The sequence below is a fragment of the Pseudomonas cremoris genome (genome assembly GCF_014230465.1).
The window spans coordinates 326,326-338,578 of record NZ_JAAXCY010000004.1 but is presented as its reverse complement, the minus strand read 5'-3'; the positions used below and the strand labels follow the sequence as shown (position 1 = coordinate 338,578).

Sequence of the window (12,253 nt, the reverse complement as noted above, 5' to 3'; positions counted from 1 at the left end):
GGGCAATTGATCCGAAAAACTATAAAACGCAGCAAATAGCCGAAAGTTCAGCCAGCTGTGTACGCAAATGTAATGGAATGTTGTGGGAAACGATAATCACGCATCAGCGATACAAAGCCAGGGCATGGCAGGGGAAATCGCTCTTTAGACTACCGAACCTAAATGAGAGTAATTGTAATTTAGACTCGGATGCATCCTATGCCACAGCCCATTACATTGCCTACACCCCGCAGCCACGCGCTGCAAAATACCCTGGCCCCGATGTTCGGCTTGCTTGCCGCCGGCAGCGTGACCCCAGTTGCCTGGGCCGACGCCTCAACCGCCACCACCAACGATTCTGTGCTGAGCCTGCCGGAAATCACGGTCGACGGTGAAGCCACCTCCACTTTCAAGGTGGACCGGGTGACCTCGGCAAAAATCAGCCAGCCGCTGCTGGATGCACCGCAAAGCGTGACCATCGTGCCGCAGCAGGTGCTCAAGGAGCAAAACGCGCAAACCTTGCAAGAAGTGCTGCGCAACGTGCCGGGCATCACCTTCATGTCCGGCGAAGGCAACCTGGGCTGGGGCGACCTGTTTTCGATTCGCGGCTTCTCATCCGAGCAAAGCCTGACTGTCGATGGCGTGCGCGATGCCGGCATGTCCACGCGCACCGACACCTTCAACCTGCAGCAGGCCGAAGTGTTCAAGGGCACCGGGTCCATTGAGTCCGGCGTTTCTGCCGTCGGCGGCAGCGTCAACCTGGTGAGCAAAGAAGCGCACCTGGGCGACGCCAATCGCGTGTCTGCCGGTATCGGCACCGATGCCTATCGCCGCCTCACCGCCGACCTCAATAAACAGCTGAACGACACCACCGCCGTACGCATCAACCTGATGAAGCACTACAACCAGGTGTCCGAGCGTGACGACGTGGACTACGACCGCTGGGGCATTGCGACCTCGTTCGGGTTCGGCCTGGGCACCGACACGCGCTTCTTTATCGACACCTTCTACCAGAAAGACACCAACACCCCGGACGGCGGCGTGCCGATCCAGCGCGGCACTCACGGCGACCGCATGCCCGGCGTGAAACGCTCCAACTGGTACGGTGACTCCAGCCTCTATACCCAGGAAAACAAAACCACGTCGCTGACTGCGCGCTTCGAACATGACTTCGATTGGAATGACGCCCACCTGCGCAACCAGACCCGCTGGGAGCGCAGCGACAACTTCGCGGTGCTCTCTCCAGCGCGCTTTTTCGCCGCCGATGCCAACGGCCAGAAAACCTGTACCGGCGCCCGCTGTGCGACGTTGGGCTATACCGGTGTAGGCCCGATCAGCCAAGTGCCGGGCAGTACGGTGAATGCCTACACCGACTACGTAAACAACAGCAACACGGCCTACGGCATCCTGCGCGGCAGCGACTTTGGTTTGTCCAAGCGCTACACCATCCTGGATAACCAGACCGACTTCAGCTTTACGTTCAACACCGGCAGCCTGCAACACGCGGTGGTCTCGGGCCTGGAGCTCTATCACGAGACCTACGGCGGCTTGAAACGCAACGCCGAAGTGCCGGCCGGCAACATGCTGTTCGACATGGCCGACCCCAGCCATAGCTTCGCCAGCACCTACGTGACCAAGGGCGTCGGCGAGCCGCGCTCGGTGATCGACAACGCCGGCATCTACTTGGGCGACACTGTCACCCTCAATGAACAATGGCAAGTGCTGGGCTCACTGCGTTACGACAAATGGGACGCTGAAACCCGCCAGCGCGGCCAAGCCACCACCAGCAGCGGCGACGGAGCGGTCAGTGGCCGTGTTGGCGCGGTGTTCAAACCGTTGCCCAACGGCAGCATCTATGTGTCCTACAGCGAAGCGGCGCAGCCTTCGGCACTCGGCGCATCCACCAACAACCAGATCTACGGCGCGGCGAGCACCAGCAACTACAGCCCGGCCAAATCCAAGACCTATGAATTGGGCACCAAGTGGGACATCGCCCACGACATGCTCAACGTCACCGCAGCGATCTTTCGTACAGAGCTGGAGAACTCCTGGGAGTACCAGGACGGCGAATCGGCCCCGGTACGCGCCCTGCCCGCTAAACGGGTAGACGGCATCGAGCTGGGCCTGCAAGGCAATATCACCCCGCGCTGGACCGCCTACAGCGGGTTCTCGGCACTCAAGAGCGTACAGACCAAAGGCATCAACAAAGGCGCAGAAGCCAAGAACGTGCCTGACCTGACCGCCAACCTGTGGACCACCTACGCCGTCACCGATGCCCTAAGCCTGAGCTACGGCGAGCAGTACGTGGGCCGACGCCGCTACAGCGACAACAAGTACGTCGGCGGTTTGAACAACAACAGCAGCTACGCCAACGGCCCGTCCGGGGTGAACGCCATCTACGTGCGCGACAACGAGAAAGCCCCCGGCTACTGGCTGAGCAACGTGGCGGCGCAATACAAGGTGAACAAGGACACCACGGTCAACCTCAACCTCAATAACGTGTTCAACAAATTCTATTACAGCCAGGTGGGCGCCTCCCTCGACGGCTTCCAGCTCTACGGCATTCCCGGGGCCGGACGCACCCTCACCGCCAGTGTCGATTATGAGTTCTAAATTCCCTCTATCAGGAGCCCTTGCCATGTCCAAACCCCGTCACCTGCTCAAGCTCGGCATGCTGTTCGCCGCGCTGGTCATCGGCCACGTCGAGTCCGCCGCCGCTCAGGAAGTCACCGATGTGCTGGGCCGCAAGGTCGAAGTCACCGATCACGTCAAACGTGTGGTGCTCGGCGAAGGCCGGTTGATTTCGGCATTCGCCCTGTTGGACAAGGACGCACCGTTCCAGCGCATCGTCGGCTGGCAGAACGATTTGAAGCTGCTGGACCAGCACACCTACAACGCCTACGTGGCGAAATTTCCGACGGTGAAGGACATTCCACTGATCGGCCAGGCGTCGGAACAAAGCGTCAGTGCCGAGGAAATCCTGTCGCTTAAACCGGATCTGGCGGTGTTCAGCATCTCTGGCCACGGCCCTACCGAACACAGCCCAGTCGCTGATGTGCTGGCCAAGGCCGGCATTCCTGTGCTGTTCGTCGACTTTCGCATCAACCCGGTACAAGGCACCCACGCCAGCATGAACGCGCTGGGCCAGGCATTGGGTCGCGAAGCCCAGGCCAAGGCATTCCTGGACTTCTATGACGCACACATCAAGGTCATCACCGACGCCGTGGCCACCCTGCCTGCGGGCCCACGCCCAAGCGTGTTCCTTGAACTGCTCGCCGGCGCCTGGCAAGCACCGGGCCACACCACCGGCAAGAGCGGCATGGGGGAAGTGATCAAGTTGGTGGGTGGGCGCAATATCGCCGCCGACGTGGTGCCCGGAGCGCTGGGAGATATCAGCGTGGAGTACGCGCTGAAGGCTGATCCGGATGTGTATGTCGCCACTGGCAACCACAAACCGGGGCTGATCCTGGGCGCTGGCGTGAGCACCGACGAAGCCCGCGAGGCCTTTGACCGGGTGCTGGCGCGTCCGGAATTCTCCAACCTTCGTGCAATTCGCGAGGGCAATTCCCACGGTTTGTGGCACGACTTCTACAACTCGCCGTACAACCTTCTGGCCATTGAAGCGCTGGCCAAGTGGGTGCACCCGGCGTTGTTCGCCAAGCTGGACCCGCAGGCGACCATGGAACAGATCAACGGGCAGTTCCTGGGGATGCCGTTGCAGGGTGCCTACTGGATCGACACCCAATCCAAATAACACACCGATAGTTGTGGGAGCGGGCTTGTGTGGGAGCGGGCTTGCTCGCGAAGGCGCAGTGTCAGTCACCAGAGATGTTGACTGATAGACCCCATTCGCGAGCAAGCCCGCTCCCACACAAGCCAGCTCCCACATTTGGATCCTCATTTTTTCCAGATTGTGTGAGCCACATGACCTCTCAAACCCTCGACCTCGCCAGTGCCACCCACGGCTACCGTCGCCTGCTCGCACGGCGTGCGTGGTTGCTGGCCCTGCTCGGCACAGCGCTGTCCTGCGCCATCCTGGTAGACCTGGCCAGCGGCCCGTCGGGCATGGGCCTCTTGGCCTTGCTCGACGGGATTGTGCACCCCTCCCATTTGAGCGCCACCGACCAGGTGATCATCTGGAACGTGCGCCTGCCCTATGCGCTGATGGCCGTGCTGGTGGGGTGCGCGCTGTCGCTGGCCGGGGCCGAGATGCAGGCGATCTTGAATAACCCGCTAGCCAGCCCGTTTACCCTGGGCGTTTCGTCGGCGGCGGCATTGGGTGCGTCCTTGGTGATCGTCTTTCCGGTGACCACGCTGTGGGTGTCGGCCAACACCGCGATCTCCCTCTCGGCATTCATCTTCGCAGCGGCTTCCGTGTTTTTGCTGCAAGCCATGTCACGCCTGCGCGGCGCCGGGGTAGAAAGCCTGGTGCTGTTCGGCATCGCCTTGGTGTTCAGTTGCAACGCGGTGGTGGCCTTGCTGCAACTGGTGGCCACTGAAGATGTGCTGCAACAACTGGTGTTCTGGACCCTGGGCAGCGTCACCCGCGCCAACTGGGACAAACTCGGCATCCTGGCGCTGGTGGTCGCGGTGGTGTTGCCGTTTTCCTTCACCGCCGCGCCACGCCTGACCTTGCTGCGCATGGGCGAAGACCGTGCACAAAGCTTTGGCGTGGACGTGAAGCGGCTGCGGTTTTTCTCGTTGCTGCGCATCAGCCTGTTGTCGGCTACCGCCGTGGCGTTTGTAGGCACTATCGGATTTATCGGCCTGGTGGGTCCGCATATCGCACGGATTCTGGTGGGCGAAGACCAGCGCTTCCTGCTGCCGGCCAGCGCCTTGACCGGTGCGTTGCTGCTATCGCTGTCGTCGATTGCCAGCAAGCTGATCATGCCCGGCGTGATCGTGCCGGTGGGCATCGTCACGGCCTTGGTGGGCGTGCCGATTTTTGTGGTGCTGGTGTTCAAGCGTGGGAGGCAGTTATGAGCAAGGGGTTGAGCATCCACAACGCCAATGTCAGTTATGGTCGTCGGCAGATCGTGCATGACCTGAGCCTGCCGCCCCTGCCGCCAGGCAGCTTGACCGCACTGATCGGCCCCAATGGCGCCGGCAAGTCGACCTTGCTGCGTGCCGTGGCCGGGCTGGAAAAGATGCAAGGTGTTGTGCGACTGGGTGACCTGGACTTGTCGGCCATGTCGGTGGCTGAACGTGCACGACGTGTGACGTACATGCCGCAAAACCTGCCGCCGGGGTTGAGCCTCAGTGTGATGGAAAGTGTGATCGCCGCCTTGCGCGTGGCCAATGTGGACGGCATTCCGTTGTCCGGCGACGCTTGCCTGCGTGAAGCCTTCGAGGCGTTGCAGCGCATTGGCATCGCCCATCTGGCAGATCAACTGCTGAGCACGTTGTCCGGCGGCCAGCGCCAACTGGTCAGCCTCGCCCAGCTCATCGCCCGTCGCCCCCAAGTGATGCTGCTGGACGAACCCACCAGTGCCCTCGACCTCAACTACCAATTGAAAGTCATGGAATGTGTGCGCAGCCTGGTGCGCGAACACAACCTGATTGCCGTGGTGGTGCTGCACGACATCAACCTGGCCGCGCGCTTCGCCGATCGAATCGCCGTGTTGCGCCAGGGCCGCTTGTACGCCAGCGGCAAAGCGGATGACGTGCTCGACCCACTGCTGTTTGCCGAGGTCTACCGCGTGCAGGTGCGTATTGAGCGCTGTTCGCAGCAGTCGTTGCAGGTGCTGGTGGACGGGGCCGTGTGATTTGCTTCTAAGGGTATGCGCAAATGTTTCATTGAATTTTCGTACACCCAACATCACCTATACCTACAGGCATTCGCTCAATTGGAGAGCTTCATGATCGACCTGTATTACTGGACAACCCCCAACGGTCACAAAGTGTCATTGTTCCTGGAAGAAGCCGGACTGCCCTACGAGGTGCACCCGATCAATATCGGCCAGGGCGACCAGTTCAAGCCAGACTTCCTGAAGATCGCTCCCAACAACCGCATTCCGGCCATCGTCGATCACCATCCGACCGACGGTGGGGCGCCGATTTCGCTGTTTGAATCCGGCGCAATCCTGCTTTATCTCGCGGAAAAAACTGGCCAGTTCATCCCACAAGACCTACGCGGTCGTCAGGAAACCCTGCAATGGCTGTTCTGGCAAATGGGCGGCTTGGGGCCAATGGCGGGGCAGAACCACCATTTCAGCCAGTTCGCACCGGAAAAAATCCCCTACGCGATCAAGCGCTATGTAGATGAAACCGCGCGCCTGTATGGCGTACTTGATCGGCGCCTGGCGGACCGTGCGTTCGTGGCGGGCGAGGCCTACAGCATTGCCGATATGGCGATCTACCCATGGATTGTTTCCCACAAGTGGCAGAGCCAGCGGCTGGAAGATTTCCCCCATCTGCATCGCTGGTTCAACAGCATCAAGGAGCGGCCGGCGACTATCAGGGCCTATGAACTGGTGCAAAAGGTCAACCCGCCCAAATCCTGATCTAACGTCTCACGCGGTCAAACTGTGGGAGCGGGCTTGCTCGCGAATGCAGTGTGTCAGTCAATGCAGATATGACTGACACACCGCATTCGCGAGCAAGCCCGCTCCCACACTTAAATCTCCACCCGTCTCACGTTCTCACCCAATTGCCAAAACTCCTGCTTGCGTCGTTTCGCCGCGCTCACTAACGTAGCGCCTTTACTGACGCTACCCCCCGCAGGAGCTTTGCCATGGCCTCGCCAGCCCTCTCACATTTTCTTCCCCGGTTCGGCGTTGCCGCGGCAGTGGCCAGTGCGTTAAGCCTGGCCGGTTGCCAGCTCCAGAGCACCCAGGACACCCTGCCGCCGGTTGCCGGCGTGCAGCCGATCAAAGGCTTGGCACAAAACGTGTCGGTGCGCCGCAATGCCCAGGGCATGCCGCTGATCGAAAGTAATACCTTCCACGACGCGCTGTTTAGCCTCGGTTATGTGCACGCCAGTGATCGCATCACCCAGATGGTCACCCTGCGCCTGCTGGCCCAAGGCCGCCTGGCGGAAATGTCCGGGCCCGAGGTGCTGGATGTCGACCGTTTCATGCGTGCGGTCAACCTGAAAAAAAGCGCTGGCGAGTTGTATAACGCCTCGTCGCCGCGCCTCAAGCGCTTCTTCGAAGTCTACGCGCGTGGCGTCAACGCCTACCTGTTCCGCTACCGCGACAAGCTGCCGCCGGACCTGGCCCAGACCGGCTACAAGCCGGAATACTGGAAGCCGGAAGACTCGGCGCTGCTGTTCTGCCTGCTGAATTTCAGCGAGTCGGCCAACCTGCAGGAAGAAATTTCCTCGCTGGTGCTGGCGCAAAAGGTCGGCGTCGACAAACTCGCCTGGCTCACACCGAGCGCGCCGGATGAAGCCATCCCACTGGCCGAGGCCGAGAAACTCAAAGGCGTGAACCTGAGCCAGATCACCGGCCTCGCCGGGTTGGACACGGTCAGCCAGCAACTGAGCAGCCTCAACGCGTTGGCCGTGACCACGTCGAGCAACTGGGCGATTGGCCCGCAACGCAGCCGCAGCGGCAAAAGCCTGCTGGCCAGTGACCTGTCGGCCCAACCGCAAGCACCGTCGCCGTGGAGCTACGTGCAGATCCGAGCGCCGAAATACCAGGCCGTTGGTGCCTCGATTGCCGGCTTGCCGACCCTGTTGTCCGGCTTTAACGGCAAAGTCGCGTGGAGCATGAGCACCGTCAAGGGCGACACCCAGGACCTGTTCCTGGAAAAGGTCAAACGCCAAGGCAGCGCGCTGTACTACGAGAACAACGGCAAATGGCTACCCGCTGGCGTGCGTAACGAAACCTTCTTCATCAAAGGCCAGCGCTCGATCCGCGAAGTGGTGTACGAAACCCGTCACGGCGCCCTGCTCAACAGCAGCCAGGCGCTGACCAGCGGCTTCGGTCTGGCCCTGCAAACCGCCGACTTCAAGGACGACAAGAGCCTGGACGCGTTCTTCGACCTGTCCCGCGCGCAAAACGCCGGCAAGGCCTCGGACGCCACCCGCGAGATCCGCGCCATCGCCCTGAACATGATCTTCGCCGACGCCAGCAACATTGGCTGGCAAGTCACCGGCCGCTTCCCCAACCGCCGCGAAGGCGAAGGCCTGCTGCCCTCGCCGGGCTGGGATGCGCGCTTTGACTGGGACGGCTACGCCGACGCGATGCTGCACCCGTATGACCAGGACCCGCCACAAGGCTGGATCGGCACAGCCAACCAGCGCACCGCTCCGCGCGGTTATGGCATGCAGTTGTCCAATTCGTGGGATGCACCGGAGCGCAGCGAGCGCCTGGCGCAACTGGCCAATGCCGGCAAGCATGACAGCCGCAGCATGATCGCCATGCAGTACGACCAGACCACCACCTTCGCTGCCAAGCTCAAGACCATGTTCCAGGCGCCGGGCATGGCCCAGCCATTGAAACAGGCGATCGATGCACTGCCGGCCGCCGAGCAGACGAAGGCACGCGAGGCACTGAGCCGCCTGATGGCCTTCGACGGTCGCCTGGTGTCGACGTCTGCCGACGCCGCGCTCTACGAACTGTTCCTGCAGGAAAGCGCCAAGCAGATCTTCCTCGACAAGCTCGGTCCGGAAAACAGCGCCAGCTGGAAGGCGTTTGTCAGCACTGCCAGCCTGTCCTACTCGGCCACCGCCGACCACCTGCTGGGCCGCGAAGACAGCCCGTTCTGGGACGACACACGCACCCCGCAGAAAGAAGACAAACCGGCGATCCTCGCCCGCACCCTGGCGGCAGCGATTACCGCTGGCGACAGCCAACTGGGCGCCGATCGCAAGGCCTGGCAGTGGGGCAAGTTGCACAGCACCACCTGGAAAAACATCAACGGCCAAGTGATTCGCGGCCCGTTGGCCAGTGGTGGCGACCACAACACCTTGAACCCGGCGCCGTATAGCTGGGGCCAGGATTTCAACACGAGCCAAGTACCGGCGTTGCGCATGATTGTCGATTTCGGCCAGTTGGAACCGATGATGGGCCAAGGCGGTATCGGCCAGTCCGGCAACCCGGCCAGCCCGAACTATGCCAATGGCATCGACCCGTCGCTCAAGGCGCAATACCTGAGCTTCCCGATGCAGCCGCAGAACTTTGAGAAGGTGTACGGGAAGACCAGGCTTACCCTGACTCCCGGTAAATAACCCGATTTCTCCCTGAGGAAACCGGATCAACATGTGGGAGCGGGCTTGCTCGCGAATGCGGTGTGTCAGTCAATGCAGATGTGACTGAACCGCCGCATTCGCGAGCAAGCCCGCTCCCACATTTGCTCTGCATGCATTCAGATAGAACTTCTCAAGTCTTACTTCCCTCCTAACTGATAAGCCCATCGCCCCCGGCACCGCCCATGGACCTTGTCATCGCCCGCCCCGAAGGCCTCTACTGCGCCGCCGGCGACTTCTATATCGACCCCTGGCGTCCAGTGGAGCGAGCAGTCATCACCCATGCCCACGGCGACCACGCCCGCACCGGCAACCAGCACTACCTGGCCGCCGCTCCCGGCGAAGGCATCTTGCGCTCACGCCTGGGCCAGGACATCAATCTGCAAACCCTGGCCTACGGCGAACGACTGGACCATCACGGCGTCACCCTGAGTTTCCATCCCGCCGGGCATGTACTCGGTTCGGCCCAGGTGCGCCTGGAATATCAGGGCGAAGTCTGGGTTGCATCCGGTGACTACAAGGTGGAGCCCGATGGCACCTGCGCACCCTTTGAGCCGGTGCGTTGCCATACCTTTATCACCGAGTCGACGTTCGGCCTGCCGATCTACCGTTGGCAGCCCCAGGCGCAGGTCTTTGCCGGAATCAACGATTGGTGGCAGGCCAATATCGCCGCCGGCAAGGCCAGCGTGTTGTTCTGTTATTCCTTTGGTAAGGCTCAACGGATCCTGCATGGCATCGACGCCAGCATCGGCCCGATCCTCAGCCACGGCGCGGTAGAGCCGTTGAACCGCGTCTACCGCGAAGCCGGTATCTACATCCCGGAAACCCTCTACGCCGGGGACTTCCAAAAGACCGACCCGCTACTGCGCCAAGCCCTGATCATCGCCCCGCCCTCCGCCGGCGGCAGCAGTTGGATCAAGCGCTTCGGTGACTACAGTGATGCCTTTGCCAGCGGTTGGATGCGCCTGCGTGGCACGCGCCGGCGGCGCGGCGTTGACCGGGGCTTTGTACTGTCAGACCACGCCGACTGGCCCGGGCTGTTGTGGGCCATCGAACAAACCGGTGCCGAACGGGTGATGGTCACCCACGGTTCTGTCGGCGTACTGGTGCGCCACCTGCGGGAAAAAGGCCTGGATGCCCAGGGCTTTTCTACCGAATACGGCGATGACGAAGAAGAGGCAAGCGTATGAAAGCGTTCGCCGAGCTCTACGCCAACCTCGACGCCACCACCTCAAGCAACGCCAAGCTCGCCGCCTTGCAGGCCTACTTTCGCCAAGCCCCGCCGGAAGACGCCGCGTGGGCGGTGTACTTTCTCTCCGGTGGTCGGCCTCGGCAACTGGTGCCGAGCCGACTGCTGCGGGATATGGCCACTGAAGCGGCCGCAATCGAGCCGTGGTTGTTTGAAGAAAGCTATCAATCCGTGGGCGACCTGGCCGAGACCATTTCGCTGCTGCTACCGGACTATCCCTACACCTCCCAGGATGGCCTCGCGGTGTGGCTGGAAGAAAAACTGCTGCCGCTGCGTGGCCTGCCGCCCCTGGAGTTGGCTGAACGCCTGCCCGCGTTGTGGGCGCAATTGGACCAACCAAGCTTGATGGTGTGCATCAAGTTGATCACCGGTAGCTTTCGCGTTGGCGTGTCCAAATTGCTGGTCACCCGCGCCCTCGCCGCCCTCGCCGACCTGGACAGCAAACGCGTGGCGCAACGGCTGGTGGGCTACACCGATTTGTCCAATCGCCCTACGGCTGAGGGGTACCTCAAGCTGATCGCTGCCGAATCGTCCGACGAACACGCACAACGCGGCGGACAGCCTTATCCGTTTTTTCTTGCCCACGGACTGGCACAACCACTGGAGCAGTTCGACACCCTGCTCGGTTCCCCTGCCGACTGGCAAGTGGAGTGGAAGTGGGACGGCATCCGTGCGCAACTGGTCAAGCGCGAGGGTCGTCTGTGGGTGTGGTCACGCGGCGAAGAACTGGTCACCGAGCGATTCCCCGAACTCCACAGCCTGGTGAGCGGCCTGCCGGATGGCACGGTGATCGACGGTGAAATCGTGGTGTGGAAAGACGCGGTGCAACCCTTCGCCTTGCTGCAACAGCGCATCGGGCGCAAGACGTTGAGTAAAAAAGTCCTAGAGGATGCACCTGTAGCGGTCCTGGCCTACGACCTGCTGGAACATCAGGGCGATGATTGGCGCAACCACACCCAGGCCGAACGCCGCGCCCAACTTGAGCAGGTAATAACTCAATGCAATCAGCCTGTGCTGCGCGCCTCACCGCTGTTGACGGGCGCCACCTGGCAAGACCTGGCCGAACAGCGTGAGGCATCCCGCAGCCTCGGCGTGGAAGGCATGATGCTCAAGAATCGCCAAGGCCTATATGGCGTGGGCCGGACCAAGGACATGGGCCTGTGGTGGAAGTGGAAGGTCGACCCGTTCAGCGTCGACGCCGTCTTGATCTACGCCCAACGCGGGCATGGCCGGCGCGCCAGCCTCTACAGCGACTACACCTTCGCCGTATGGGACGGGCCGCCCGGCAGCGAGCGAACGTTGGTGCCGTTTGCCAAGGCGTACTCCGGGCTCACCGACGAAGAAATGCGCAAGGTCGACGCGATTGTGCGCAAGACCACGGTGGAAAAATTCGGCCCGGTCAGCAGCGTGACGCCCAGCATGGTGTTTGAGCTGGGATTCGAGGGGATTGCCCTGTCGAAGCGGCATAAGAGTGGGATTGCGGTGCGGTTTCCACGGATGTTGCGGTGGCGGCAGGATAAGGCGGTGGAGGAAGCGGACAGTCTCGCCACACTGCAGGACCTCCTGACCTGACACATATCCCCTGGGGGAGCGGACTTGCTCGCGAATGCGGCGTGTCAGTTGACTGATCTGTGACTGGTACACCGCATTCGCGAGCAAGCCCGCTCCCACATTTTGATCCTCGCCAGACCCAAAATAGTGCACTGAATTTTTAGTGCCCACTTTCGGGCATCTCCTACACTCAGATCTCCCTATTCCCACCTTTTAAAACGATCATTCGGAACTATGGTGCAGAAATTGCTACTTGTGTTGCGTCTGACACCGTTCAGTAA

8 protein-coding genes are annotated in these 12,253 nt (G+C 61.5%); all 8 read left to right on the top strand.

What is annotated here, in order from left to right; genetic code table 11:
* The first annotated feature begins 210 nt into the window (after positions 1-210).
* The 8 genes from HF257_RS11470 to HF257_RS11435 all read left to right on the top strand — a co-directional run bounded on the left by HF257_RS11470 (position 211) and on the right by HF257_RS11435 (position 11,993).
* The gene (locus tag HF257_RS11470; protein WP_185707837.1) at positions 211-2,592 is read left to right on the top strand and encodes a TonB-dependent receptor; all 2,382 of its coding nucleotides are present in this window, start codon (positions 211-213) and stop codon (positions 2,590-2,592) included.
* Between the two features lie 25 nt (positions 2,593-2,617).
* On the top strand, positions 2,618-3,733 hold the full coding sequence (locus HF257_RS11465) for an ABC transporter substrate-binding protein (RefSeq protein WP_185707329.1): 1,116 nt from the start codon (positions 2,618-2,620) through the stop codon (positions 3,731-3,733).
* A gap of 170 nt (positions 3,734-3,903) precedes the next feature.
* Positions 3,904-4,962, top strand: coding sequence for a FecCD family ABC transporter permease (locus tag HF257_RS11460; protein WP_185707331.1), 1,059 nt, complete (start codon positions 3,904-3,906; stop codon positions 4,960-4,962).
* Positions 4,959-5,744, top strand: coding sequence for an ABC transporter ATP-binding protein (locus tag HF257_RS11455; protein WP_185707333.1), 786 nt, complete (start codon positions 4,959-4,961; stop codon positions 5,742-5,744). Before HF257_RS11460 ends, HF257_RS11455 begins: the two co-directional genes overlap by 4 nt.
* Positions 5,745-5,837: 93 nt before the next feature.
* The gene (locus tag HF257_RS11450) at positions 5,838-6,482 is read left to right on the top strand and encodes a glutathione S-transferase N-terminal domain-containing protein (protein WP_185707335.1); all 645 of its coding nucleotides are present in this window, start codon (positions 5,838-5,840) and stop codon (positions 6,480-6,482) included.
* A 230-nt stretch (positions 6,483-6,712) separates the two neighbouring features.
* Positions 6,713-9,154, top strand: coding sequence for a penicillin acylase family protein (locus HF257_RS11445; protein ID WP_185707337.1), 2,442 nt, complete (start codon positions 6,713-6,715; stop codon positions 9,152-9,154).
* A 203-nt stretch (positions 9,155-9,357) separates the two neighbouring features.
* Positions 9,358-10,362 carry a ligase-associated DNA damage response exonuclease gene (locus tag HF257_RS11440; protein WP_185707339.1) on the top strand — a complete coding sequence of 335 codons (1,005 nt, stop codon included), beginning with the start codon at positions 9,358-9,360 and terminating at the stop codon, positions 10,360-10,362.
* On the top strand, positions 10,359-11,993 hold the full coding sequence (locus tag HF257_RS11435) for an ATP-dependent DNA ligase (RefSeq protein ID WP_185707341.1): 1,635 nt from the start codon (positions 10,359-10,361) through the stop codon (positions 11,991-11,993). The genes HF257_RS11440 and HF257_RS11435 overlap by 4 nt, the downstream gene beginning before the upstream one ends.
* The last annotated feature ends 260 nt before the right edge of the window (positions 11,994-12,253 follow it).